Origin of the sequence: Leuconostoc holzapfelii, assembly GCF_012396485.1 — a bacterium.
In the GTDB taxonomy this organism is placed as follows: Bacteria; Bacillota; Bacilli; order Lactobacillales; family Lactobacillaceae; genus Leuconostoc; species Leuconostoc holzapfelii.
The window spans coordinates 43350-69277 of sequence record NZ_JAAXPO010000001.1 but is presented as its reverse complement, the minus strand read 5'-3'; the positions used below and the strand labels follow the sequence as shown (position 1 = coordinate 69277).

General features: G+C 42.8%; 24 protein-coding genes. 21 read left to right on the top strand and 3 right to left on the bottom strand.

The features are described 5' to 3' along the window. Positions 1–19: 19 nt before the first annotated feature. Genes asp1 through HF966_RS00300 form a run of 10 tightly spaced genes read left to right on the top strand, consistent with a single transcriptional unit; the run spans position 20 to position 11572 of the window. A complete protein-coding gene (gene asp1, locus HF966_RS00340; RefSeq protein ID WP_168675683.1) occupies positions 20–1606 on the top strand; it encodes an accessory Sec system protein Asp1 in 1587 nt (528 codons plus the stop codon). Beyond that, positions 1603–3126, top strand: coding sequence for an accessory Sec system protein Asp2 (asp2, locus tag HF966_RS00335; protein ID WP_168675682.1), 1524 nt, complete (start codon positions 1603–1605; stop codon positions 3124–3126). Before asp1 ends, asp2 begins: the two co-directional genes overlap by 4 nt. Positions 3127–3146: 20 nt before the next feature. After that, positions 3147–4136, top strand: a complete 990-nt coding sequence (gene asp3, locus HF966_RS00330; RefSeq protein ID WP_168675681.1) for an accessory Sec system protein Asp3 — start codon at positions 3147–3149, stop codon at positions 4134–4136. An 11-nt stretch (positions 4137–4147) separates the two neighbouring features. Further along, positions 4148–6520 (top strand): accessory Sec system translocase SecA2, encoded by a 2373-nt coding sequence (gene secA2, locus HF966_RS00325; protein ID WP_168675680.1) that lies wholly within the window; start codon positions 4148–4150, stop codon positions 6518–6520. 14 nt (positions 6521–6534) lie between these two features. After that, positions 6535–7047: a glycosyltransferase gene (locus HF966_RS08840; RefSeq protein ID WP_246586708.1), complete on the top strand. Its 513-nt coding sequence runs from the start codon at positions 6535–6537 to the stop codon at positions 7045–7047. Beyond that, positions 7011–7544, top strand: a complete 534-nt coding sequence (locus HF966_RS08835) for a glycosyltransferase (RefSeq protein WP_246586706.1) — start codon at positions 7011–7013, stop codon at positions 7542–7544. Before HF966_RS08840 ends, HF966_RS08835 begins: the two co-directional genes overlap by 37 nt. A 12-nt stretch (positions 7545–7556) precedes the next feature. Beyond that, positions 7557–9065 carry an accessory Sec system glycosyltransferase GtfA gene (gene gtfA / locus HF966_RS00315; RefSeq protein WP_168675679.1) on the top strand — a complete coding sequence of 503 codons (1509 nt, stop codon included), beginning with the start codon at positions 7557–7559 and terminating at the stop codon, positions 9063–9065. Continuing rightward, positions 9058–10407 (top strand): accessory Sec system glycosylation chaperone GtfB, encoded by a 1350-nt coding sequence (gtfB, locus tag HF966_RS00310; protein WP_168675678.1) that lies wholly within the window; start codon positions 9058–9060, stop codon positions 10405–10407. Before gtfA ends, gtfB begins: the two co-directional genes overlap by 8 nt. Continuing rightward, a complete protein-coding gene (locus tag HF966_RS00305; RefSeq protein WP_168675677.1) occupies positions 10404–10589 on the top strand; it encodes a hypothetical protein in 186 nt (61 codons plus the stop codon). The genes gtfB and HF966_RS00305 overlap by 4 nt, the downstream gene beginning before the upstream one ends. Before the next feature lie 23 nt (positions 10590–10612). Then, positions 10613–11572 (top strand): class A sortase, encoded by a 960-nt coding sequence (locus HF966_RS00300; protein WP_168675676.1) that lies wholly within the window; start codon positions 10613–10615, stop codon positions 11570–11572. 30 nt (positions 11573–11602) lie between these two features. Here HF966_RS00300 and mvk read toward each other — a convergent pair whose 3' ends face one another. Then, on the bottom strand, positions 11603–12535 hold the full coding sequence (gene mvk / locus HF966_RS00295; RefSeq protein ID WP_168675675.1) for a mevalonate kinase: 933 nt from the start codon (positions 12533–12535) through the stop codon (positions 11603–11605). 154 nt (positions 12536–12689) lie between these two features. Between mvk and HF966_RS00290 the strand changes: the two genes are divergently transcribed. From HF966_RS00290 to HF966_RS00270, 5 genes are all read left to right on the top strand, one after another. Continuing rightward, the gene (locus HF966_RS00290; RefSeq protein ID WP_168675674.1) at positions 12690–15092 is read left to right on the top strand and encodes an exonuclease domain-containing protein; all 2403 of its coding nucleotides are present in this window, start codon (positions 12690–12692) and stop codon (positions 15090–15092) included. Between the two features lie 39 nt (positions 15093–15131). Beyond that, the gene (locus HF966_RS00285) at positions 15132–15665 is read left to right on the top strand and encodes a cell wall elongation regulator TseB-like domain-containing protein (RefSeq protein WP_168675673.1); all 534 of its coding nucleotides are present in this window, start codon (positions 15132–15134) and stop codon (positions 15663–15665) included. A 19-nt stretch (positions 15666–15684) separates the two neighbouring features. After that, entirely contained in the window at positions 15685–16866 is a 1182-nt protein-coding gene (locus HF966_RS00280; protein ID WP_168675672.1) for a pyridoxal phosphate-dependent aminotransferase, read from the top strand. Positions 16867–16917: 51 nt separating this feature from the next. Continuing rightward, entirely contained in the window at positions 16918–18225 is a 1308-nt protein-coding gene (gene asnS, locus HF966_RS00275) for an asparagine--tRNA ligase (RefSeq protein WP_168675671.1), read from the top strand. Positions 18226–18347: 122 nt separating this feature from the next. Next, a complete protein-coding gene (locus HF966_RS00270; protein ID WP_168675670.1) occupies positions 18348–18986 on the top strand; it encodes a DnaD domain-containing protein in 639 nt (212 codons plus the stop codon). Here HF966_RS00270 and HF966_RS00265 read toward each other — a convergent pair. Then, entirely contained in the window at positions 18978–19262 is a 285-nt protein-coding gene (locus tag HF966_RS00265; RefSeq protein WP_168675669.1) for a hypothetical protein, read from the bottom strand. The two genes, HF966_RS00270 and HF966_RS00265, sit on opposite strands and share 9 nt — an antisense overlap. A gap of 55 nt (positions 19263–19317) precedes the next feature. Here HF966_RS00265 and HF966_RS00260 point away from each other — a divergent pair, with 55 nt between their 5' ends. From HF966_RS00260 to HF966_RS00245, 4 genes are all read left to right on the top strand, one after another. Continuing rightward, on the top strand, positions 19318–20454 hold the full coding sequence (locus tag HF966_RS00260; protein ID WP_168675668.1) for a THUMP domain-containing class I SAM-dependent RNA methyltransferase: 1137 nt from the start codon (positions 19318–19320) through the stop codon (positions 20452–20454). Between the two features lie 125 nt (positions 20455–20579). Continuing rightward, positions 20580–21776, top strand: a complete 1197-nt coding sequence (locus HF966_RS00255; protein ID WP_168675667.1) for an aminotransferase class I/II-fold pyridoxal phosphate-dependent enzyme — start codon at positions 20580–20582, stop codon at positions 21774–21776. Between the two features lie 221 nt (positions 21777–21997). Further along, entirely contained in the window at positions 21998–22522 is a 525-nt protein-coding gene (locus HF966_RS00250; protein WP_168675666.1) for a GNAT family N-acetyltransferase, read from the top strand. A 112-nt stretch (positions 22523–22634) separates the two neighbouring features. Continuing rightward, positions 22635–23237 carry a nitroreductase family protein gene (locus HF966_RS00245; RefSeq protein WP_168675665.1) on the top strand — a complete coding sequence of 201 codons (603 nt, stop codon included), beginning with the start codon at positions 22635–22637 and terminating at the stop codon, positions 23235–23237. A gap of 14 nt (positions 23238–23251) precedes the next feature. Here the strand turns inward: HF966_RS00245 and HF966_RS00240 are convergent, their stop codons facing one another. Further along, entirely contained in the window at positions 23252–23395 is a 144-nt protein-coding gene (locus tag HF966_RS00240; protein ID WP_168675664.1) for a hypothetical protein, read from the bottom strand. A gap of 111 nt (positions 23396–23506) precedes the next feature. On the opposite strand from HF966_RS00240, the gene HF966_RS00235 reads away from it, so the two are divergent. Together HF966_RS00235 and HF966_RS00230 are read left to right on the top strand one after the other, a co-directional pair. Further along, positions 23507–24451: a LacI family DNA-binding transcriptional regulator gene (locus HF966_RS00235; protein ID WP_168675663.1), complete on the top strand. Its 945-nt coding sequence runs from the start codon at positions 23507–23509 to the stop codon at positions 24449–24451. 112 nt (positions 24452–24563) lie between these two features. Then, positions 24564–25919 (top strand): SLC45 family MFS transporter, encoded by a 1356-nt coding sequence (locus tag HF966_RS00230; protein WP_168675662.1) that lies wholly within the window; start codon positions 24564–24566, stop codon positions 25917–25919. Positions 25920–25928: the final 9 nt, after the last annotated feature.

Here is a 25928-nt window from a genome sequence, read left to right as displayed (position 1 = left end):
TGAATAGAAGGAAATCAGTATGTTTTACTTTATACCAGCTTGGTATGATGAGCGGCTTACATTCGACGATACGATTAATCAAATTAAAATGTTTCAATCAGCCGAGGAACCCATTCAAATTATTGTGCCAAACTACATTACTCAAATTGAAAAATTTTTACATCAACAAGACTTATCGTCGATCAATTACTGGGCGGTTTTTGATGATATTCAAAACACGCATCACGTGATGCAAAGAATAATCAGCTTTGAGGAATTGAACTGGCCAGAAGGCGCGGAATTTGTTTATACGCCATTTAACATCATTGTATTAGTGCATGACGCTATGTTTGCTCGAATAAAATTTGGTGAGGACGCTTATTTGTCAGAGATCACCTACTATTCAGGTAGTGAAGTTGATGTTGAAGTTTATTTTGATAGCCGTGGGTTTGTATCAAGTATTGCTTATTATGTTGATGGACAAAAGGCATACACGGATTATTTGGATAAGGGTGGCGATTGGCAAATACGTGAATATGTCGAAACACATGAAATTATTGTTAATTCGACACATCAAGCACGATTTTTTAAATCGCATTATCGCAACATGCAAGAATTAATTGAAGAACGCCTTGCGCGATACTTTAGTCACATAGATGAGGAAGAGAAGCCTCGTATGGTGGTTGCCGCTGATTCACGTCATAATGAGTTAGTTTTAAATATTACGACGCGTCCTGAAACTGTGATTCTATCTTTCTTCGAACCACGAAACGGTAGAAAGTTGATGATAGATAATCCTATGCATACGCTGTCCGCCGCAAGTCTCATGGTTTTTGATACCGAAGATTTACGCCAACAAATGATGACTGAAATCGGCCAAAAATTGGATTACCCTGCGATAGAAAACTGGGAACGTAAATTACATCATTTACCACCTTATGATGCACGATTAACACTCGGTACAAGTCAACAATTTAAGAATATGTATGTCTTAATGATGATTAAAGATTTATCAGAGGCGGAAATTTTAGAATTGATAGATTTTGCAGTTGATTACACGATCGCTCACAAATTGGTGTATGTGACTATGGCCTGTGCAGATGGATTTGAAAAGTCTCGGATCGAACAGCAAATCAGACAAAAAATATCTGAAAAATTTGGCGTCTCGGTAGACATCATTGCTGACATGATTGCAGGCGATAATCAGGTGAATGAAAATGCCGAAGTTGAGGCAGAAAATATGATTTCAAATGATGAAAAAGCGGCCAAAGATTTAATTGATCGCATTCAGGCGCAATATTTTGAATCAGAAGATGCGATTATCCGAGAACTTCGGCGCACACGATTGATAGTTGATTTAAGTCACCAACCTGATATTTTCACTCAAATCGCTGGTATTAGCTCTGGTATTCCACAAATCAATCAGATTGAGTCCCCGTATGTTTTGCATAAAAAAAATGGTTTCATTTTGAGCAATAGTCGTAAACTAACGCAAGCCATGGATTACTATCTGGTGGGATTAAGCCATTGGAACGAGGCACTTGTGTATTCAGTGCAACAAATTCAAAAGTATAGCAATGGTGCAATTGTTAAGCAATGGCAAGATATTTTAGAAGGTGCAGGATGAAAGAAGATAAAATAAGTGTCTTACAAACAGGCATGGCCGACTGGTCGGACATATTGAAGACAGAAAATGATTTTTTATCATGGTCTTTCTTACCATCTCAAACCAGTTTGCTTGACTTTGAAGCTTGGGTTGAGGAAAACGGCCAACCAAGTGTTCTGTTATTGACTGAAATTTCAACTATAGCTGAATTAGAAGCCATTATGGCGCTTGTTGATCCATATCGTATTGTTGTTGACATTAAAGAGGCTGAAGAAGATGTTACGCGGCGTCAGCAATTGAAAAGTCACTTTGCGTCGTATCTAGACTTCTCAAATAAAGAGAATGTTATTTATCAGTTAACAAAATACTTCTATTTTGCCCAATATGGGGATCGTATTCGTATTGAAATGTTGCATATTTCGCCTGATTTTTATCATGATGTGACTTATTTTGGAAGTTCGGAAATTGATATTTCTGGTGAATTTGGTCAAAGTTACCAGTCGGTGGCTTCGTGGCAATTTAACGCGATTGCAGAACCAAGATTTAATCATGAGTATTGGTTAGAACATACGATTGATGAGACGTTGGAGGCTGAACTCGTCGTCCGATTGTTAACAACAGATAGTTTGAAGATTGTCGATTCATGGACAGTTAATTTGAAAAATCAAGTGAAGCCCATTGTAATTGCCAGTGACTTAGCGACAGAATACTACTTGTCATTTACAATTCGCGTGAAAGGTTATGGTAAGTTATCGCTTGGTTCACTGCATCACCGACGCTCACGATTAGATTTTGGCCAGTTTCTTGTTGGTGGCCAGCGTCTTGTTGATCAAAAATCAGAAGAAATTATGACCTATTTTTATCCAGGAAACTTAAAACCACCACTAAATGTATACTTTTCTGGTTATCGAACAGCCGAGGGTTTTGAGGGGTTTCCAATGATGAAAAAATTGAGGCAACCGTTTATCCTGATCGCTGATCCAAGGCTCGAAGGTGGTGCATTTTACATTGGGTCTCCTGAAATGGAAGCCAAGATCATCAAGGTGATTCGAGATCAGCTCGCAGATTTGGGGTTCAGTTCGGAACAATTAATCTTGTCAGGTCTATCGATGGGCACATTTGGGGCACTTTACTACGCAAGCAATCTTGAACCCGGTGCTGTCATTGTGGGCAAGCCACTTGCAAATTTGGGCAATATTGCTGCTAACGGCGTTTTTCTTCGACCTGGTGAATTTGGAACAGCTTCTGATTTATTATTACAAAACACGGGTGGGACAACATCAAAGCATGTTGACATGTTGAACCAGCGGTTTTGGCATAAGTTCAGCAAAACGCCGTTTAATCACACAACCTTTGCCATTGCATACATGCGTGACGATGATTATGATCAAACGGCGTATGACGATTTGCTTGAAACATTAGGGAATAGCCGTGCCATGGTTATTGGCAAAGGAATTAGTGGGCGCCACAACGACAATACTGGTGAAATTATTGAATGGTTTTTAAATCAGTACCAACGCATTATTAAAACCTTTTCGTAATAAATGAAGGAGTTAATCTGATGACTGGGAACAATTTTGTCATCTATTGGGATCATAATGTTGGGGAAACGTATCTTTACGGTTCTGAAATTACTTACAAAAGTATCGATCAAGTATTTTTTGAAAATAATTTGATGGCGAGTGGGTTACAAATTCATACTTGGCATTCAGCGGGAAATTTTCCGATTAGACGGGCAGTATCTCCGTTGCCGGCACTTCAACCAGGTATCAAATACCAATTAACTTATGATGCTGAAGTGATACCGGAAACGCCATTATATATTGAAATAAAATTTTTTGACCGCTTTGCGCAACAAATTACACGAAAGATAATCAAATTTTCAGGTGAAGTATTTGAATTCCCAATTGCAACGTACCAATACGAAATCTCACTGCTGAGTTCTGGCTTTTCAAAAATGAATTTTCATAGTCTTAAAATTCAAAAGCAACAAGAAGATAACAAGCTGCTTTTACAAAAAGAAGGCTTGTCAATCTCAGATGTGATGCACGCATCGTCTTCTGCAACGACGTTACGTGTGATTTTTGTTGAACCAATTGTGGGGACCATGGCATGGGTGCGCGAATCATTAATAGCGCAGTTGGATGATGTTATTCAAATTACAAGTGACCGCTCGTATGCGCAGTTTTATTTGAGTGATAGGTATCGACAATTAATTTTAGAAACATTAAGTGAGTTACAGCAAGATTTTGATATTAATACAGTTCAATTCATTGGTTATGGCCCAATTTCAAGCCAAGCTGCTCGTTTTTTTGCGACACAAGTGGTAAATGGTGTAGCTCATATCACAGATGATTTCGGTCAAATTGCGCGATCAGAGAGGATGCAAAATATTGAGGGATTTGAGTTTTTCAAGCAAAATGAACCCGATTCTGATAAATTTATAATTTATCATACACCACCTAAACAAAACTATTACCAAATGTCACAGTTAAGCCGACTTTTTGATTATTCAGACCGGTTAGAAAAATATATTGACTTCATAAAATAAGAGGAATTAATGTGCTTAGTCTAAATGATATACGCGTTAAGCATCTAAAAAAAATATTAAAAAAAGTAAACCGGCTTCAAGATGCCATGGCGAAAAAAACAGATATTGACTTGCAGGCACAGACAGGACGTCTCAAAAACTTGTTAGCTCAAGGGGCGTCACTGGATAGCATTTTGCCAGAGGCCTTTGCCACGATTCGAGAGGCTGATCGGCGAGTTTTGGGCAAGTTTCCCTTTGATGTTCAGGTGCTTGGGGGCATCGTTTTACATCAAGGTAATATAGCTGAAATGAAGACTGGGGAGGGCAAGACCCTGACAGCGACCCTGCCAGTCTATCTTAATGCGTTGACTGGTAAAGGTGTTATGGTGGTCACCACAAACAGCTATTTAGCGACTCGTGACGCGGAAGAATTGCGAGTGGTCTATGAATGGTTGGGACTGACGGTTGGCGTGGGTGTTCAAGTTGATCCAGATGAGCACTTTAAAGCTGAGGAAAAACAAGTCATATATAACTCAGACATTATATATACAACAAATGATGGTATAGGTTTTGACTATTTACAAAATAATTTAGCCGATAGCGTAGAAAAACAATATTTGCGCGAGTTTAATTATGCCATTATTGATGAAGTTGATGCAGTATTACTCGATGCCGCGCAGATGCCTTTAATTATTTCTGGTTCGCCACGTGTTCAATCCAACTTGTTTAAATTAGCAGATGATTTTGTCGCGACGCTTGAAGAAGATGAGGCATATGAACTTGATGAAGAACGGAAACATGTCTGGTTGACCAAAAAAGGGATTGCTGAGGCAAGAATATTTTTTAATATTCCAGACTTTTTCTCGGAAAAGAATTATATGTTGGTCAAGCATATCCAGCTTGCACTTCATGCAAAAGCATTGTTTAAACGCAACCAAGATTATGTCGTTGAAGATGGCGAAGTCAAATTATTGGATGCTAAAAATGGTCGCATTTTACCAAGCACAAAAATGCAGCTTGGACTTCACCAAGCAGTTGAAGCTAAAGAACAAGTTAAAATTACGGATCAAACTCGTGCGATGGCTTCCATTACTTATCAAAACTTGTTTCGTATGTTTCACAAATTAGCAGGTATGACAGGTACAGGCAAGCACGACGAAGAGGAATTTATCCAAACTTATAATATGTCAGTTGTTGTGATCCCAACAAATCGGCCTATTCGACGTCAAGATTTACCAGACAAAATTTATACTACTTTGCCAGAAAAGCTGTATGCTTCAATGGCTCTGGTTGAGGCTTGCCACGACAAGCAACAACCCATACTACTTACCACCGGATCAGTGGAATTATCTGAAATTTATTCACAAATGCTTTTAAAAGCAGGTATCCCGCATAATGTGTTAAATGCCAAAAACGTTGCCAGAGAAGCTCAAATTATCTCAGAGGCAGGCCAACTAGGTGCTGTAACCGTTGCAACTATGATGGCTGGACGAGGGACTGATATTAAATTAGGGCAAGGTGTTGCTGAGCTTGGCGGTTTAGCAGTCATTGGTACTGAACGCATGACAAGTAAACGGATTGATCTCCAATTACGCGGGCGTGCGGGGAGACAAGGTGACCCAGGATTTAGTCAATTTTTTGTCAGTTTGGAAGATGACATTGTTGTTGAGCGGGGTTTAAAACGAACAAAGCAGTTTTATAAAAAACATGCCAATGACTTTGATATCAGACGGCCACGTGAGTTGAAAAAAAGAAGATTCAAGAGAATTGTTGATCAAGCGCAGCTGACGGAAGAAAGTCAAAATCGAGAGTCGCGTCTAAGTACACTTGAATTTGATGAGAGTGGGCGTATTCAGCGAGAAATTGTTTACGAGACGCGTAACCAGCTTTTAGCTGAAAACCACGCAATGGATCAAAAAATCTTAGCAATTGCTGATCGCGCAATCACGAAATTCTTAGATTCACAAGACAAACTGACGGCACGACAAACGATTCGATTCATTTTGGATAATATGAACTACAATTTGAAATATTCGGATGAAGTCTTGAAAAGTAGCCAACGTCACCATTTAAAGGCCAACCTTTTGGCAATGGTAGACAACGAATTAGCCATAAAAAGGCAACATGCCATGTCAGAAGAACAGTTGATTCAGTTTCAGCGTTTGTCAATGCTTAAAGCGATTGATTCCTGCTGGGTTGAGCAAGTTGATCATTTGCAACAATTAAGAGCTATTGTGATGAACCGCCGATTCATTCAAAAAAATCCAATTTATGAGTACCAAAAAGAATCGGTGATTGCTTATGATATGATGAAAAATCGTCTCGACTTGATGATTTTAAAAAATATTATGTTGAGCACTTTTGAAGAAACGGAAGATGGTAGTCTAACGGTATCTTTCCCATAAAAAAGGAGTAACTTATGAGAACCCATATTACGAATATTTACGGCCATTCGCCAAAAAGTACAGCACTCATTGCACAAAATATGACAACGGAAATCGGTAAGTCGCTTGGTTTTAATGAAGTTGGTATATACGCTTACCCAGTGTCAGATGACACAGAAAAAGAACTGCGGGTACGCATTGATGGCATTATTTCTGGTGTTGGATTCAATGATGTTGTTGTTGCACAATTTCCAACATGGAATGATTTCGAATTTGATGAACATTTAGTTGAGCGGTTAAAAATCTATCCAAATCTTAAGTTGGTTATCTTTGTGCACGATGTTTCGCCATTAATGTTTTCAGGTAATTACTATTTGATGCCACGTTTTATTGCGTTATGTAATCGGGCAGACCTTGTCATTCTACCAACAAAAGCCATGTTTGCACGATTACGATCGGAAGGGTTAACTGTAAAAAAAGTGGTGATTCAAAACTTTGGGATCATCAAACAATGTTGCCATATCGCGAACCAAAATTTGAACGCTTAATTCATTTTACTGGCCATCCAGAGCGATTTCCATTTGTTAAGCATTGGCACTACAAGACGCCACTTCAGGTTTTTGCAAAACAAAATGAAGATGCTGAAACCGATCATGCCACTTTTATTGGCTGGTATAGCGATGAAGAAATGCTGCTTAAGCTTTCTGGTGGATTTGGGTTGTCGTGGAGTGAAAATATAGCCGAAAAAAATGAACGTGATTATTCAGAACTTAACCTATCGTTCAAACTCAGTACTTATCTTGCTGCCGGCATCCCCGTGATCGTACGGCGAGGGATTGCGGTTGCCGACTTTATTGCAACCAATCATTTGGGTTTGGTCGTGGATTCGTTGCAAGAAGCCGATGACATCATTCAAACGATGTCAGAAACAGATTATCAAGTGATGGCCACACATGTGAAGCAAATCAGCTTCCTGGTGAAAAATGGCTATTACACCAAAAAAGCATTGATTGATAGCCTTCATAGCTTACTTTCAACCGATTAATGGGAGATTTTTATGACAGTATATAACATTAACTTAGGCATTGGTTGGGCAAATAGTGGTGTGGAATATGCGCAACTGTATCGCTCAAAAATTTTTCAGCAGATGCAACAACCTGCTAAATTTATCTTTTTAGATTTTATTTCCAGTGACAATATTGAGCATTTAACTCACAATCTTGGTTTTCGAGATGAAGATGTGATTTGGTTGTATCAATACTTTACGGATATTAAAATTGCGCCAACGACCTATCGCACGGATGATTTAGAGCAGACTTTTGCGCATGATTTTGACCGTGTCGAACGTACGGACAACTTTGTTCGGTACTACTTTGACGCCGCTGAAGAAATGGTCACCGGGTATTTTGGTACGAAAAATAAAGAGGTGATTGAACGGGCTGAGTTTGTTTCTAAAGGCAAGTTGATTCGTAAAGATTTCTTTACGACGACGCGTTTGTTCTCAGAATACTATGCCCCAAGAGATGACCGAGCCTATCTTTACGAACGACACTACTTTAACAACGACGGTTCGGTGGCCTATGAAGAATTAATTGATGGCGATCAAGTCATGTATCGCTTTAAGGATCGCATTTTATATCACCATACGGAATTGGTCGCTTATTTGTTACAATCGCTTGGTTTAACGCGCCATGATGTCATTATTTTGGATCGTGAAACAGGGGTTGGGTCAACCGTGTTCAAAAATAAAGGGCAAGCCAAGCTTGGCGTGGTGGTTCATGCTGAGCACTTCAGTGAAAACTATACAAATCAGCATCATATTCTTTGGAATAATTTTTATGAATATCAATTTACACAAGCCAGCCACGTTGATTTCTTTATCACAGCAACGGCAGCGCAAAAGAAAGTTTTGGATCGACACTTTAAAAAATACCTTGGACAAAAGCCCAAAGTGGTCGAAATTCCCGTGGGTAATCTAGCAGCACTGCGCCAGCCTGAAAAGCCAAGACGGCATCACAGCCTCTTGACAGCTTCCCGATTAGCACCAGAAAAGCACGTGGATTGGTTGGCAAAAGCGGTCGTTAAAGTACAACAAGTGATTCCTGACGTGACGTTTGATATTTATGGTAACGGCGCAGAAGGGGATAAAATTCGCCAGGTAATCTCAGATAATCATGCGGAAGACTACATCCAGTTAAAAGGGCATGCTGACATGACGGCAATTTATGAAAATTACGCGGCTTACATTTCAGCTTCGACGAGTGAAGGTTTTGGTTTAACTTTGATGGAGGCCGTAGGTTCTGGCTTGCCTATCATTGGGTTTGATGTGCCATATGGGAATCAAAACTTTATCCTGCCAGACAAAAACGGCTATTTAGTTGCTTATAACGAGGCCCAGGCCATCGAAGATTATACAGACGGGTTGGCTCAAGCAATCATTAAGCTACTAGAACAACCTGATTTGACGGCATTCTCACAAGCCTCTTATCAGCTTGCAGAGAAGTATTTGAATTCAGCTGTGCAAGCAACTTGGCGCAAAGCATTAGCGGAGGTCACACATGATTAATTTATTTGATACTTACGAACAACGTACCAGAGATTTACACTATTCGTTAAAACAAGCTGGTTATGATCTCCCAACGATTGTCATCAATGATGAAGGCTTTTTACCTGAAGATGTGATTTCGCCTTTTGGTTATTACACAAAAATGGCACAAAGGCAGGGGGAACCTTTGTATTTTGATCAACTCGAGGTGCCTGATTTTTGGGAAATTCGTGGCGATGCAACGCAGGCGGCAGTCTATGATGAAAGCTATAAGCGGGCGAATATCATTTATGAAGATACTAAGCAAAACCAGCGCATCGTGCAACGGGTAGAGTGGCTTGGATTAGATGGTGGCGTGCGCAGTGTGGATCATTACAATCAGTCAGGGTGGCGTTATGCGCAGACGAACTATAATGCGAATCATCAACCTGTGATGACATCTTATTATGATGCTGACGACCATGAAGTGATTGTCGAAAATTATGTGACGAGCAATATTATTTTAAACCGTGAGGACAAAATTTACTTTTTCAAGTCGCGAATTGATTTCGTGACAGAATTTTTGACCCACGAATTTGGCACAATCGATGGGTTAATTTATAATTCATTAGCGACACCATTTCTCGTGTCCTATCAACTCGATCAGCCGGGCCGAGATATCCTATTTTGGCAAGAAACGTTACCAGAAAGCGGTGAAATTCCAGGTAATATGACCACCCTCATTGCACAAAATGGCCGAACTAAAAATATTGTGTTCCAAAATAAGACGGATTTTGAACGCGATAATATTCAACAGTTGCAACAACAAATTGCTATTGACTACATTGGCTATAATTATCCAATCGTTAAGCACCGAAACAAGAAAAATGAAGCGTTTATCTTGACGAACACGGACCAAATTGCGCATGTCGCAGAGATCGTGGCGGCAACGCCAAATGTCCACTTTAACGTTGCGGCGTTCACCGAAATGTCGACAAAATTGATGAGTCTTGGCGATTATAAAAATGTGTCACTCTATCCCAACGTGACGTTCCAACGGGTGGAAAAATTGTTCAAACAGAGTGTGTTATACTTGGATATTAATGGCAGTAATGAGGTGATGTCGGCAATTCGCCAAGCATACCTTGACAATGCTGTGATTATGGCATTCGAACAAACCAAACACAACCCACATTTCACCCTCGATGCGTTAACATTTGATGAAGCGCAGCCTGAACAGTTGATTGACACGCTACACCGCTTGTGTGATGAGCCCGAATATCTGGCGGACATGCTTAATGCGCAGCATGCTGCTGCCGGTCAAAGTTCACCAGCAGATTATCGCGCCTTGTTAGCGCATATGGCAACGGGGCCGGTGGCATGAGTGCAAAAGATCCCATTCAAAGCCAAATTAATCAACGCTTAAAAGAGGCACGGTATGAACCGACTGATGAGAAAAAGGGGCATAAGCAAACCAAAATATTAGAGTTTTTGTTTGCCCTTTTGATGGCCATCGGTGTGATTGGGGGCTCATTGATGCTTTTGTTGAAATTATTTATTCATTAACTTACGATTGAGGACAGTCGCACATGAGCCTGACACTGACACAAATTTTTCCTTGGCAACTTCAACCACTCTTTTTTGAAGGCGGCATTTTTGCTTTTGTTTTGGTTGCGGTGTTTTTAGGGCAATGGGGCTGTCATTATCGGTACAAAAAATTTCGGCAATGGTTTCAGCGTGCATTGCTGTGGGCCTGTGTGGCAGCTTTGGTCGCCGTGGGTGTTGATTATGCCTACCAAAAAAATATGGGGCATTTGAAAGATAACACCCTCAATTTGGTGCAAGCGCAAAGTCAACGGCGCCACAATCAACAAGCCGATCGCGACAAAACTTCTCGTCAAAAAATCGCCCAAATGGTCATGAGACAAGCGCAAAAAGGGTTGGAAAAACAAGGGTTTGTTGCCATTCCCAGTCGTTATATATTACTCCCAATTTATAATGATGCCTACACCAATCAGGGGCTCGATGCTGGGGCTGATTATGCCAATCGCTCCGGTGTTGATCCCTTAGGCCAGCAAAAACCCGTCATGGGCCAAGGGAATTATGGTCTGGCGGGGCACAATTTTAATGATGGGAAAACCGGATTTAGTGCGTTACAAGAAAGTAATAATCGCAATGCGCCGTATCTGAAAAATGGGCGTTTAAAAGGGTCATCTTGGTTAACGGGCAAATCGGTTATTTTAGCCAATGCAACTGGCTTGTACGAGTATGAAATTACAGGTCAGACCACGGTGGATAAGACCGATGTGAACGTCTTAAATCCAACCGACCAACCCAGTCTCACGATTATCAGTTGTTTGTTTCCATCAACCCAATATCGCATTGTGACGCATGCAGTCTTAAAAAAGCATGAGACGTGGCAGGCGGCGCCACAAAAGTTGATCCGACTGTTTAATTTACGCGTGCAAAATACCAATGCGCATGTTAACTGGTGGAACCCAGGGGTTGAAGAAGGCGCCAACGGGGATGCCGGCGGGACTAAAAAGTAAACATAAAAACCTAGCCCATGGGCTAGGTTTTTATAATGGTTGAATCCAAGTATTTTGTGCGCCAGCTTTGGTTAATGCACTGGCAATTGTAATGGCTTCATCGTTGTTTCTCGCCAAAGCAAACATGGCCCCGCCAATGCCAGCGCCAGTGAGTTTGGCACCAAGCGCCCCAGCATGTAACGCAGCATTGACTAGGTTATCCAACTTGGGGTGGGAAATACCTAAAGATTGCAATTCGTGATGGGCAGCGGTGAAAAGCAAGCCGACGTGTTCGGGGTGATTGTCCGTCAAGTCTGTCCGCACTTTTTCAGCGATTTGGCCTAAATGGACAATTTTCTGCCAGGTCAGGTCATAATCATCCGTGAGATTGGTTTTAACAATATTAACAGCGTGCATCGTTTGCCCATGAATCCCAGTATCTGCAACCACCAATGTGCCGGTTAAAGCCATTTTAAAAGGGGTCAAGGTATCATTTTTGACAAACCAAATCGGATCATCTGAACTCACGGTCGCGGCATCCAAGCCAGAAGCAGAGCCATGAGAAATACTCTCGGCTAAGTCCGTAAAATGCTTGAGCAATGCGGGTGTCAAGGACGCGTTCACATAATCAAAAAAGGCCTTTGTAATGGATGTTGCAAAGGCGGCTGAAGCGCCAAAACCACGTTCTTGGGGGATGTTGGTTTCAATTTCTAAATTAAACGATGCATCTGATAGCTTAAGATGTTGTAGTAATTTTAATATCAATTGTCGCAAACCCTCGACATTGGCGCCCAATTCATCGAGGTCACCGTGAAAGGTGTTGCTTTCAATCGTTTGGCCGCGAAAAGCTGGCCGAATCGTTGTGGTGACCATGAGATTGGTGAGGGGAATGGCGATGGCTGGTTGGTTGTATACGACTGCATGTTCGCCGACTAAAATAATTTTGGCGTGGGCAATGCCAACACCAAGCATTTGACTAATCATGATTTTTCTCCAAATTTCCTCTCCTATTGTACCGCACTTTCCCAAATAGTGTAAAATGATAGAAGAATTGCGTTGTTAAGTTTGTTGTAATGTCAGCACATTAGGGTGAAGTTAACAACGCTATTCGCCAATAAATTAAAAGAAAGGTGTTTTTATGAACGCCAATAAAACGTTTGTGGTTGTTGATTTAGAAACAACGGGCCAAAGTGTTGCTAAGGGTGGCCGGATCATCCAAATCGGGATGACCTTTATCAAAAATCGTCGCATCATTGATCATTTTGAATCGTTTGTTAATCCGGGCCAGGCCATTGAGCGCAATATTCAACAATTGACCCATATTTCAGAAAAAGATGTGCGTGATGCGCCTTATTTTGAAGAAATTGCCCCTGTGTTAAAAAGCATGTTGCAAGATACCGTGTTAATTGCACATAATATCAACTTTGATTATCCTTACCTAAATGATGAATTGACACGGACAGGGTTTCCGGCCTTAGATAATCCGGCAATTGATACCGTGCAGTTGGCCCAAATTTTACTGCCCACAGCGCCAGGGTATCGCTTACTAGATTTAACGACTTATCTGAACATTACGTTGAATAACGCGCATCGCGCGAATGCTGATGCGCACGCAACGGCATTATTGTTTTTAAAACTATGGCAAAAAGCGGAACAGTTGCCTGTCGTGGTCTTACAACAATTACAGTTCGGTCAATGGCCACTACTGCGACAGACGCAAGATTTTTTACGTGCGGTTAAACCAAAAGGTCAGCGAGACGACTTGGAAATTGTCTCGCAAGTCGCAATCACCAAGCCCGAACTGGTGAATCATCCAAAGCCAACCCATTTGCCAGCCTATCCGAAGACTGCCCAAGAGAAAATGCAACAATTTGAGCATTGGTTGACGCCCAACACGGCGCAAAATGAGTTAATGAATCGCATTCATGCGTTCATGACGAAAAAAACGAACGGTGTCTTAACGTTATTGACGGCCCCAAAAATTGGGAAAACATTGGGCTATTTGTTGCCGTTAAGTTTTGACGTTCATGCCCGGCCGATGGTCTTGCTCACAAACGATGAGAGTTTGCAACATCAGCAGCAACAATTGGTTGAAAAAATTGCTAAGTTACTGGATGTCCAACAGCAGGCAGCGATTTTATATCAACCAACTGATTATATTGATGTCGCAAAATTTAATCGCGTCTTACAACAAGTAGACACGGCAACGCCCACGCAGTTTTTCAAAGCACGCTTATTAGTTTGGCTCACGCAGACACAAACCGGTTTGTTGCATGAAATTCAGGTGGGGGCAGCCCATCTCACGTTAATTGATGACATTAGAAGTGATGACACTGGCCGATTTTATCAACGCGCGCAGCATTTAGTCAACGCCGCTGACGTGTTAATTATGAATTTTGCCACGTACTTCAACCAATCGCGTGACTTGCTTGCTGCGCGTCAGTTATCGGCTTGGCCAGCAGTTGTGATGGAAACACCCAGTGCGTTTGTCAATGAATTATCAGCTTATTATGCTGCAGAAATTAATCTGACCGCCATGCAAAATAGTTTGAAAGGGCTGATGCATCAAGAAATTGCAGGACTCACCCATAAGCAACGCTTGTTTATCAAACAAAGTGTCGCCGAGGCCTTAAAACTCATTAAGCAAACGCTCCAAACCGATCAACTACCAGCGCAACTCAAACGGGTTGAGCGGTTGTTGTTAATCTGTCAGCGGTTAACAACCGTTCTTCAAATTGGGTATGGCACACTGCCAGCATTTTGGGAAACGCTACCAGCCCAACTCATGCAAATTAATCGTCTACAACACCAACCAGAGGTGACGGTTAAAACGATAGTCGTTGAAGATAACGGCCAAAAACAAACGGTCAAACACTTCTTTGTCCCAGTACAAACGAGTTATCAGACGAACTTTTTACCTCAGTTAGACAAGTTGTTGGTTGTGAGTGAGTATTTAGATCATCAAGTTAGTGGCTTTCTACGCGACGTGCCAACCCAAATGACAGCCGAACGCGACTTTATTCATTTTGATAACTCACCAGTCACCGTGGTGCAAATGGGGAAGACGTCACCTGTGAGCCATTTACAAGCTTTGACACAACAAGCAGTTGGCGAAATTATGGTGATTTTACCAGATGTCGACCGGGTGAATCATTGGTATCAGAAGTTGAAACATGTCCTAACCACAGAATATGGGCTTGTCGCAGAAGGGGTGACTGGTTCGTTAGAAAAAATTCAACGTCAGCGCCATGCCGAACAACAAAACATTTTACTTGTGACCCCAAAAATCATGGCCACCATGTGGCTACGCGATCAGGAGCTGCCACGTGTCGTGATGGTGCCCGAGCGTGATGTTTGGCAACCAGTTTCGCGATTGGCATTGGTGTTAACTGAGATGCAACGCCACCGCCAAGCCTTGTTAATTACGCAATTAAATGCCATGCAACGCCATCGCTTTAAGTCTCAATTGGTGATGACACCACATTTTGATGTGAAAAATAATTTGATTGCCCAGTATAACCAATTGTTAGCAGATTTTTGATATAATTAATTTAGCTATGCGTTGGAGGACGAAACAAAAATGATGCAATTTAAAGATGATATTCGAATCCGCCAGCGTCAACGCCGATCACGCGTGCATTGGGCTCGGATTTGGTTTATTGCGGCTGGTGTGGGCATTGTCGTTGCTGCGTTAACACTGGGTTATTTTTATATCTCTTTAAGCCCGATGCGCCACGATGAAGATCGCCTGCAACGGTTAGTGAAAGCGAAAACAGACATTGCTACCGTCCAGCAAATCAGTGTGGATAATCGGCAAAGTACCACATATGCCATCACTGGGACGACATCAAGCGGCCGAGAAAAAGTGGCGATTGTGCATGGCCATAGCAATCAAGTGAAAGCCTATTCGCGCAGTGACGGGATGACCAATGCTCAGCTCGGTAAGCTTTTGCTTAAAACGTACAAACCGAAGAAAATTTATTCAGCTAACATTAGTGAGTACAAAAAAACGTTGGTTTGGGAAGTGTGTTATAAGGGGCAAGATAATGCATTAAATTATCTCACACTTGATTTTAAAACTGGACAACCTTATCGGGTCATTAATGGCCTGTAACAACCATGAGGAGAGGGAAATGATTTCGGAAAGAGCGCAGTCTGTTGAAGCTGCTGCCACACTGGCAATGAGTCGATTAGCCAAGGAAATGCAAGCGCAAGGCATTGACGTGATTAATCTTGGCGTGGGGGAATCAGATTTCCAAACACCAGAACACATCGCACAAGCAGCGATTGCAGCGATTCAAGCCCATCAAACGAGTTTTTATACACCAACAAGTGGCTTGAATGCGCTAAAGCAAGCGATTGTTGATTTAATGGCGCAACGTTACAAAGCCACGCTTGGCTTGAATAACGTGACGGTGACGACGGGTGCCAAATTATCACTCTATGCCTTGATGCAAGTGCTCTTGAATCCGGGTGATGTGGTCGTTGCTGCGGCCCCACTATGGGTCAGCTACGTTGAACAAATTAAGCTCGCTGAAGGGCAATTAAAAACAATTGTCCCAAGCAACGCTGCTTTGAAGTTGACGGTTGCTGATTTGGCAGCATTGACAACGCCAGTGAAAGTGATTATTGTCAATTCACCAACGAATCCGACGGGACAGGTTTATACACGTGACGAGTTGCAGGCTATTTTGGACTGGGCAGCTGCCCATGAAACTTACGTGATTTTAGATGAAATCTACGGCCAGCTCGTTTATAATGGGGCAACATTTACTTCTGGGTTGCAACTACAAACACTTGAAAATAGTCGAATGATTATCGTTGACGGGGTCTCTAAAGCCTACGCCATGACCGGTTGGCGGATTGGCTGGACGTTGGCCAGCTCAGAAATTATTACAGCCATGAATAAACTGTTGGATCACATGACCTCCAATCCAACCGCTGTGGCGCAATACGCTGCCATTGCAGCGTTGACGGGGGATCAATCATCCGTTGAGGTGATGCGCCAAGCCTTTGAGCAACGGTTGAATGCCACATTTGAGGCCTTAAATACGGTGCCGGGGCTTGAGGTGGCCGTCAAACCCGAAGGCGCTTTTTACCTATTTCCAAAGGTTGCGCCACAAGTCTTAGCTGCCGCAGGGGTTGCCAATACCAGTGAGTTATCCATGAAGTTACTCAAAGAGGCACGGGTGGCCATGCCTTCTGGTGAAGGATTTGGGATGCCAGGTTACTTGCGTATGGGTTATGCCAAAGATCAAGCAGTTTTGGACGAAGCTGTTCGCCGGCTGACGGCATTTTTTCAACAATACATTTAATTAAAATATAGGAGAAGCATGTGGCGCATTTTAAGTCACATGCATATGATCATGTCACAAGATATTCCCACAATTCAAATTATTGATGCTAAGAACTATGTTGGCCAAACGGTCAAGATTGGTGCTTGGTTACGCCAAAAGCGTGGCTCTGGCAAGTTGGCCTTTTTGCAACTGCGCGACGGGACAGCTTTTTTCCAAGCGGTGGTTGCCAAGGCTGATGTTTCAGAAGCATTGTTTGAGTTGGCAAAGGGTTTGAAACAAGAAACGAGTCTTTACGTGACGGGTGAAATTCACGAAGATACCCGCTCATCTTTTGGTTATGAAATGGCTGTCTCAGATATTGAAATCATTGGTGATAGCCAAGATTATCCCATCACACCAAAAGAACACGGAACAGACTTTTTGTTCGATGAACGCCACTTGTATCTCCGCCATTTGAAGCCATTTGCGACATTGAAGATTCGCAATACGTTGATTGCGGCCACTTATGAATTCTTTAACAACGAAGGCTTTACAAAGTTGGATTCGCCACTTTTGACTGGTTCGGCGCCAGAAGGGACAACGGAATTATTTGAAACGGATTACTTTGGCGAATCAGCATACTTGTCACAAACGGGACAATTGTATGCCGAAGCAGGCGCCATGGCGTTTGGAAAGGTCTTTACTTTCGGCCCAACTTTCCGGGCAGAAAAGTCTAAGACACGTCGTCATTTGACGGAATTTTGGATGGTTGAACCAGAAATGGCCTTTATGCATCAAGAAGAGAGTCTTGAACTGCAAGAACGCTACATTTCATTTTTGATTTCAAAAGTTTTGGAGAAAAACGACCAAGAACTCGATATTCTTGAACGTGATAAGGCTTTGCTCGCATCTTATACGCAACTACCTTATCCACGTATCAGTTATGATGATGCAGTCAAGTTGTTGCAAGACAATGGGTTTGACATTGAATGGGGTGTTGACTTTGGTTCTCCTGAAGAAACATTCTTGGCCAACCATTTCGCAAAGCCCGTCTTTATTGTGAACTTCCCTAAGGCGATTAAAGCCTTTTACATGAAGCGTCATGCGACGCGTGATGATGTCGTGATTTCTGCCGACTTATTGGCACCAGAAGGTTATGGTGAAATTATTGGCGGTTCAGAACGTGATACCGATTATGAGTATTTGAAGATGCGTATTGCAGAACAAGGCTTGGATCTTGACGAATACAATTGGTATTTGGATTTGCGCAAGTATGGCTCAGTGCCACATTCTGGCTTTGGCCTTGGTTTGGAACGTATGGTAACGTTTGTGACGGGTGAAGAACACATTCGTGAGGCCATTCCGTTCCCACGTATGACCAACCGTATCCGACCATAACACTGGCGTTTGACATGTTTTTCCAGCAGTCGGGGGTAAAACATGATAGACTAAAGGCATGATAAAAACGTCCAAGATTAACTTGGACGTTTTTATAACGGTATTTGTAAAAGGGAACTGGTATGGCATTAGCGCAACGTTTACAACAATATATTCAAGCAGGACACACGGCGATTAGCAACGATCTTTTGCTGCATTATCAAGAAATTGGGTTAGATAACGATGATTTGGCCCTTTATCTTCAAGTGACGCGGATTCAAAGCCAAGGGGATGCTGCCACGCCTAAAGTGCTTGCACAATGTTTGCATGTAACGGAAACAGTCGTGGTAACACGGCTCAAAAGTTTGATTGCTCGTGATTTGATGGTGATTGCTGCGACGACAAAACAAGTCGAAACGTATGATTTCACGCCCATGATTACTAAATTAATTGCAGGACAGCAAGTTAGTGCGCAGCCTATCATGTCCGATGGCAAATCAGCTCGGCGTGAAATTTTTCAAACGATTGAAACAGAGTTTGGTCGTCCGCTGACGCCCATGGAGATGCAAACCATTAGTCATTGGTTTGATCAAGACCATTTCGAACCGGACTTGATGCTACTAGCCATTCAGGAAGCCGTGGCCAATAACGCCCGCAGCTTGCGCTATATTGAGACGATTTTGGTCAATTGGCAACGCGACAATGTAAAAACGGCGACCCAAGCGCAAATTGCCAAGCAAAAAAGACGCGGCGTCACTTACACCTACGATAATTTATTTTAAGATGATTTCTGGTTCCGCCGTTGTTAATTGCAGGTGAAAGCCAAATATGGGTTGCGCATCAGGTGAAAACAGTTGCGTTTCAGGACTCATGTCTTGAAGACGAGTGGTCAGTTGGGACAGGGTCATAGCTTTGTCACCGGGCACAAGCACCAAATTTGGGCTGGTTGTAGCAAATTTAACATTGGCAACAGGGACAATGTCGGCTTCACTTTGCCAAAACAGCCGACTTTTTGGTGACATATAATGGGTTAATTCGGTTAAATCAATAAATTTCATGGGGAACGCTCTACCTCCGTCACTTGTGTGACATAATCAGTATAAAGGAAAACAAATGGAAAAAACATATCATTTAATGGCAACTGCTGCTGCAGGGCTTGAAGCGTTAGTGGGGAAAGAACTGGATCGTCTGGGTTATGATGCGCAAGTAGAAAATTATCGGGTGCGTTTTGACGGTACGGCGCGCGATATTTTAAATGCCAATATTTGGTTGCGCACAGCGGATCGTGTGAAAATTATCGTGGGTGAATTTGAAGCCACCACATTTGATGCCTTATTTGAAGGGGTCAAAGCACTCCCCTGGGAAGACTACTTGAACTATGATTCAGAATTTCCAGTCGCGGGTCGATCAAAAAAATCAGAATTATTTAGTGTGCCTGATGTCCAGGCCATTACGAAAAAAGCCATTGTCAATCGCTTACAAGACGCGTATCATATTCGGACACGTTTGCCTGAAAACGGTTATTTTGCCCAACTTGAAGTGATGATTGAAAAAGATCATGTGATTGTGACTTTGGATACGACTGGGCCATCATTGTTTAAACGTGGCTATCGTGTCAATAAAGGTGGCGCACCCTTGAAGGAAAACTTTGCGGCAGCCTTGGTGTTGTTGACAAATTGGCATCCAGATCGTCCATTTGTCGATCCAACCACAGGGTCGGGCACTTTGGCAATTGAAGCTGCGTTAATTGGGCGCAACATTGCCCCTGGGTTGATTCGTGATTTTGATATTGAACAAATGGATTGGTTTGATAAGTCTTTGTCTGATGCTGTGCGCGATGCAGCAGAATCCCAAGCGGACTATGACCGCAAACTAGATATTCAAGGGTTTGATATTGATGAAAACATGGTTCAAATTGCGATTGAAAATGCGAAACATGCCGGCTTAGGGCAAGACATTGTCTTTAAACAATTAGCTGCCAAAGATTGGACGACAGAGAAACAAAATGGGGTCATCGTTGCTAACCCACCTTACGGAGAACGTTTGGGTGAGTTGGATGCGGCGCGTGAACTTTATGCGCAAATGGGCGCTGTTTATCGGCAATTGCCAACTTGGAGCAAGTATATTTTGACGAGTGATTTAGCGTTCGAGGAAGCTTACGGTGAGAAGGCGACGAAGCGTCGTAAGCTCTATAACGGGGCCTTGCGAGTGGATTACTTCCAATATTGGGGCAAGCGAATCAAGTCATAATCAAGCAAAATTTGTGCACTATGCATAGATTTTGCTTTTTTATTTTTGCGTGGTAAGGCTCGTTTTCTCGTACGATATTGGTAGAATGATTAGCAATGTTTGGTATTGAAGAAAAGAGGCAAAATATGGTTGAAACAAATGATGCGATGATGGGGATTTTTTCTGATCGGTTACAACAGGTGGCACCCAGTCCAATTCATACATTTAGTGAAGCAGTGAGTGACGTCCCAAATATCTTGAAATTGACGATTGGGGAACCTGACTTTGCTGTGCCAGAACACATCAAAGCCGCTGCCGTTGCGGCAATTGCAGCGGACGACTCGCATTATTCTGTCTCGGCTGGCTCGCTGGCTTTGCGCCAAGCAGCCCACCAGTTTTTACTGACCCGTTATGCCTTAGATTTCCAGCCAGAGACTGAAATTTTGACGACAGTCGGCGCAACTGAAGGGTTATATACGCTCTTGTCAGCCGTTTTAAATCCAGGTGACGAGGTATTAATTCCGACACCAGCTTATCCGGTGTATGCGGAAATGACACGCTTAAACGGCGGGCAGCCACTGTTTGTTGATGTATCCGAAGAGGCGTTTCTGTTAACACCGGACCGGTTACGTGCCATCCTAGCGACGCATAAACAAGTGAAAGCCATGATTTTAACGAATCCTTCAAATCCCACAGGGGCCACTTATACCCCTGATGAATTAAAGGCCTTGGCAGCGGTGCTGAAAGAGACGGCTATCTTAGTGATTTCAGATGAAATCTATTCTGAATTACAATATGACGGGGCTCATGCATCAATGGCCACTTATTTGCCAGAACAAACGATTGTGGTCAACGGGGTGTCAAAATCACACGCCATGACTGGTTATCGGATTGGCATTCTTGCCGGGCCAGCGGCGCTAATTGCACAAATTAATAAAGTCCATGGATTTGTCATCATGACGCCTTCAAATCCAGCCATGGCGGCGGCAACCGAAGCCTTTAACTGTGACCGAAGTTTAATTGACACACAGGCAATGAAAGCCGCGTATCAAACGCGACGTGACTTTTTAGTCACTGAATTAACTGCGTTAGGGTTTGAAATGGTTCGTCCCAACGGCGCCTTTTACATTTTCGCAAAAATTCCTGCGGATTTGACGCAAGACGATGTGGCCTTTGCCTATGATTTGGTGGCACGGGAACAATTGGCAGTCGTGGCTGGCTCTGGCTTTGGACCGGGCGGGGAAGGGTACATTCGCATCAGCTATGCTGCTGCCATGCCAGTGCTAGAGGAGGCCATGTCACGGTTAAAAAATTACGTTGCAAATACGCGAATAGCCGTGTAATACGTGAATAAATTTGTTTTTTTTTGCTGGTTATCATGGTAGAATTAAATGATTAACTCAGCTGTTTTGTCATTTTTATGGCAAAATGGCTGTGTTAATTTGGAAAGAACTACCAAAATGGAGGAAACGTATTCGGGCAATCAATGACGACGTGAATGAGTCAGACCATGGAGTTGAATAAACGTGAGGGTTAAAAAATATTCCCTGAATACTTTGGAAATATGCCAGCAGTATACATGCGCCAAGCGCAAGCAGATGATTTGCTAGACATCAAAGCAATCATCGACAGTGGACGAGAGTATTTGAAGCAACAAGGCCTTAACCAATGGCAAATGGGGTATCCGAATCAAGATACCATTGCCACAGATTTAGATTTAAGACAAGGTTATGTGTTAGTTGTGGATCATCAAGTCGCCGGCTATGCGGCAGTCATTGTCGGAGAAGACCCAGTGTATGGGGTGATTGAAGCTGGTCAATGGTTAAATGATGATAAGAGTTATGTTGCCTTACACCGTTTTGCCATGTCAAATCAATTCCGTGGTCAAAAACTTGCCCAACGTTTCATGACAGCAATCCTTTCACACTTTTACGAACAAAATCAACGCGATTTTAGAATTGATACGCACCCAGAAAATCTCGCAATGCAAGCCGTGATTACAGGGAATGGTTTTCAAAAGCGGGGCAACGTGCACATTCATGAAGGCGAAGACCGGAATGTGCGTTGGGCTTATCAATTAGTCTTATAAGTTTTTAGGTATTTACTTATCAAAAGTAAGTTGGTATGATAAAATTATCACCTGTTGAACCCAAAGGAAAGGAGATAGTATGGTGAAATGGCCATACTAGATCAGATAATTGATGAATTTTACGGACTTACAAGCACAGCGTCACTCAGTCTATGCGTTAGGGCGCAACGTCTCTCAAACACCCACAGCATTGTTTGATTTAATCAAATTAGCGGTGAAGCAAGCACCAACTGCGTTTAACAACCAATCGGTGCGCGTTGTCTTGCTTACGGGCGCTGCCCATGAGAAATTATGGGCGATTACGGCCCAACGTTTGCAACAAGAAGTGCCTGATGCGGCAGCTTACGAAAAAACGCTTGCCAAGATTAATCAAGCCTTTCAGGCTGGTTTTGGTACGGTGCTCTTTTATACTGACACTGCAGTGGTCACTGAATTTGAAGAAACGGTGCCTTTATATGCTGACAATTTCTATGATTGGTCAGAACAAGGCCATGGTATTGCAGAATATGCAACTTGGCTAGCCTTGACAGAGATTGGGTTAGGGGCATCTTTGCAACATTATAACCCGTTGATTGATGCACCGGTTGCCGAAGCATTTGCAATTCCTGCAACTTGGCGTTTACGTGCACAAATGCCATTTGGCTCAATTGAAACTCCTGGTGTTGCCAAAGAAAGTGTTGATGATAGCGCGCGTTTCAAATGGATTAAAGCCTAAAAAAGCAAGTCATCTTAATTAAGATGACTTGCTTTTTTTTGTGCGACTTTGGCCTTGATGGCAGCGAGTTTTTCTGCTTTTGTCAATTGTGTTTGTTGGCTTGACTTGTACTTCGCGTTGGCCTGTTTTTGCTTAAAATCAATTTGATAACGTCCCATATTTTCCATCCTTTTGTCCTTAATAGTATACCTTATTCTCATGATGAAATATAGAGCGGTCTGTCGTGCGCGTGGTAAAATAAAAATAATTCAAACGACAAAGGAGTCACCATGGTAAATTTGGCAGATGTTGCCCATCGGGCACATGTTTCAAAGATGACCGTCAGCCGCGTCATCAATCACCCGGAAAAAGTATCTGAAGAGGTCAAAGCAGCGGTTTTGTCTGCGATTGATGCCGTCGGTTATCAACCGAATCGCATGGCCCAAGCATTGGTCAATCATCAAAATTATGTGATCGAATTCTTGGTGCTAGAAGATGTGGTGACTGTGGAACCCAACTACGCTATTTTACTCCTACAAATCGCTGATTTATTAAATCAAAGAGGGTATACGTTAGAGATTAGTACACACATCAAAGCCAACAAGCGAATTGATGGGGTGATCGTCAGTGGGTGGCGGGCTGACGATTTGCCCGCTTTAGAAGCGTTATCTGTCCCAGTGGTGTTATATGGCGAGTCACCGCTAGATTATGATATGCCGTTTGTTGATGTCGATAACCGGCAAGGAACCGCACTGGCCACACAGCACTTGATTCGGGCCGGTTATGACAAAATTATTTATGTGGGCCTGACGGTTGATCTCCCTTTTGCACAAGAACGCGAACGTGGCTATTTAGACACCATGGCGGCCAATCACAAGGTATCGCGGGTGTATACCGTTGACAATCATTCACGCGCTGCAGAACAGCTTATTTTTAACTTGCAAACGCATCTGCCAGCCAATACCGGCGTGGTCTGTGCGACAGATCGTATCGCGCTAGGTGTCGTGCGTGCGCTAAACCGGCAAAACGGCATCCCTGAAAAATATGGTGTCGTTGGGTTTGATGGGGTGTTTATTGATCAAATTACATCGCCACAGTTGACAACCATCCGACAACCTTTTGCGCAAATCGCTCACGCACTGGTGGACAATTTGTTTGTGCAATTGCACAACGGTGAATTGGGGATGCAACGTTTGGCGCCAGATGTTATCATTCGAGATACGACGCGCCATTAAAAAAACATGTTACCGTTAACACGCCGAAAGCGGTTTCATTTCCATAATCCCTGTTTTATACTAATAATTGTAAACGCTTACAATATGAAGTATTTAATCAAAGGAGACGATTATGGTTAACAAGCAAAAAGGCCAAGGCCTACCAAATCTGCCATTAAGCACGATTTGGATGTTGAGTTTTGGTTTCTTAGGCGTACAGATGGCGTTCTCATTGCAAAGTTCACAAATGGGACGTATCTTTCAGACACTTGGGGCAGACCCCACAAAATTAGGTTTCTTCTTTATCCTACCACCACTTGCCGGACTTTTTGTTCAGCCAATTGTAGGCTACTTCTCAGACCGTACTTGGACCAAGCACTTTGGGCGCCGCATGCCTTACCTCTTAGTTGGGGCATTAGTCTCAGTTGTCGTGATGTTCTTATTGCCAAACTCAGGCAGTTTTGGTTTCTCAACAACGGCCGGTCTATGGTTTGGTGCCATTACCATTTTATTCATGGATTTGAGTTCTAACGTGGCGATGCAACCGTTTAAAATGGTGGTTGGTGACATGGTCAATGAAGACCAGAAGTCGTATGCTTACTCGATTCAGAGCTTCCTCTCAAATACAGGTTCTGTGCTTGCAACAATTTTCCCATTCCTCTTAACAGCGATTGGTGTTGCTAACACGGCCCCTAAAGGGGAAGTGCCCGCGTCGGTGATTATTTCATTCTATGTGGGAGCGATCATTTTGGTTGTCTTTTCACTCATTGCTGTGTTTAATGTGAAAGAATATGATGACAAAACCTATGCGTTGTATCATGGCTACGCTTTGAATACATCAGAAAATGGCAATGGCAACTTCTTTGCTTTGCTAAAGCGCGCGCCAAAGACGTTCTGGATGGTCACTGTGACGCAATTCTTCTGCTGGATGGCCTTCCAATATCTATGGACTTATGGTACTGGGGCCGTGGCAGACAATGTTTTCCACGCGACCGATCCCACAACTGCCGGCTACCAAAACGGGGGTAACTGGTTTGGGATTATGTCAGCCGTTTATGCCGTCGCAGCCGTCGTGTGGTCACTTGTTTTGTCAAAGATTCCAGCAACGCGAAATAAGCTAGGGTATGCTTTGTCACTCTTCTTAGGCGCCATCGGTTTTGCGTCAGTATTCTTTGTCCACTCACAATATCTGTTAATTGGTTCATTTATTCTCATTGGTATTTCATGGGCTGGTATGATGGCTTATCCATTTATCATGGTGACCAATGCCTTACCAGGAGATCACATGGGGACTTACTTGGGCTTGTTTAACGGCTCAATCTGCTTACCACAAATCGTGGCGTCATTGGCCAGCTTCGCGCTCTTCCCAGCTCTAGGATCAAACTTCCCAGCGATGATTTTGGTATCAGGGGTCTTGATGTTCTTAGGTGCTCTTAGCGTCGGTTTCATTCAAGAAATCCACAGTAATCCAGTCAATCAAGCAGACTAATCATAAAAG

Coding starts and splice junctions, on each gene's coding strand:
- asp3 (WP_168675681.1), top strand. CDS start 3,147: ATGACTGGGAACAATTTTGTCATCTATTGGGATCATAATGTTGGGGAA.
- asnS (WP_168675671.1), top strand. CDS start 16,918: ATGTCACAAGATATTCCCACAATTCAAATTATTGATGCTAAGAACTAT.
- HF966_RS00280 (WP_168675672.1), top strand. CDS start 15,685: ATGATTTCGGAAAGAGCGCAGTCTGTTGAAGCTGCTGCCACACTGGCA.
- HF966_RS08835 (WP_246586706.1), top strand. CDS start 7,011: ATGTTGCCATATCGCGAACCAAAATTTGAACGCTTAATTCATTTTACT.
- HF966_RS00235 (WP_168675663.1), top strand. CDS start 23,507: ATGGTAAATTTGGCAGATGTTGCCCATCGGGCACATGTTTCAAAGATG.
- HF966_RS00255 (WP_168675667.1), top strand. CDS start 20,580: ATGGTTGAAACAAATGATGCGATGATGGGGATTTTTTCTGATCGGTTA.
- mvk (WP_168675675.1), bottom strand. CDS start 12,535: ATGATTAGTCAAATGCTTGGTGTTGGCATTGCCCACGCCAAAATTATT.
- HF966_RS00285 (WP_168675673.1), top strand. CDS start 15,132: ATGATGCAATTTAAAGATGATATTCGAATCCGCCAGCGTCAACGCCGA.
- HF966_RS00245 (WP_168675665.1), top strand. CDS start 22,635: ATGAATTTTACGGACTTACAAGCACAGCGTCACTCAGTCTATGCGTTA.
- HF966_RS00250 (WP_168675666.1), top strand. CDS start 21,998: ATGCCAGCAGTATACATGCGCCAAGCGCAAGCAGATGATTTGCTAGAC.
- gtfB (WP_168675678.1), top strand. CDS start 9,058: ATGATTAATTTATTTGATACTTACGAACAACGTACCAGAGATTTACAC.
- HF966_RS00265 (WP_168675669.1), bottom strand. CDS start 19,262: ATGAAATTTATTGATTTAACCGAATTAACCCATTATATGTCACCAAAA.
- HF966_RS00260 (WP_168675668.1), top strand. CDS start 19,318: ATGGAAAAAACATATCATTTAATGGCAACTGCTGCTGCAGGGCTTGAA.
- HF966_RS00300 (WP_168675676.1), top strand. CDS start 10,613: ATGAGCCTGACACTGACACAAATTTTTCCTTGGCAACTTCAACCACTC.
- gtfA (WP_168675679.1), top strand. CDS start 7,557: ATGACAGTATATAACATTAACTTAGGCATTGGTTGGGCAAATAGTGGT.
- HF966_RS00290 (WP_168675674.1), top strand. CDS start 12,690: ATGAACGCCAATAAAACGTTTGTGGTTGTTGATTTAGAAACAACGGGC.
- HF966_RS00230 (WP_168675662.1), top strand. CDS start 24,564: ATGGTTAACAAGCAAAAAGGCCAAGGCCTACCAAATCTGCCATTAAGC.
- HF966_RS00240 (WP_168675664.1), bottom strand. CDS start 23,395: ATGGGACGTTATCAAATTGATTTTAAGCAAAAACAGGCCAACGCGAAG.
- HF966_RS00305 (WP_168675677.1), top strand. CDS start 10,404: ATGAGTGCAAAAGATCCCATTCAAAGCCAAATTAATCAACGCTTAAAA.
- HF966_RS00270 (WP_168675670.1), top strand. CDS start 18,348: ATGGCATTAGCGCAACGTTTACAACAATATATTCAAGCAGGACACACG.
- asp2 (WP_168675682.1), top strand. CDS start 1,603: ATGAAAGAAGATAAAATAAGTGTCTTACAAACAGGCATGGCCGACTGG.
- HF966_RS08840 (WP_246586708.1), top strand. CDS start 6,535: ATGAGAACCCATATTACGAATATTTACGGCCATTCGCCAAAAAGTACA.
- asp1 (WP_168675683.1), top strand. CDS start 20: ATGTTTTACTTTATACCAGCTTGGTATGATGAGCGGCTTACATTCGAC.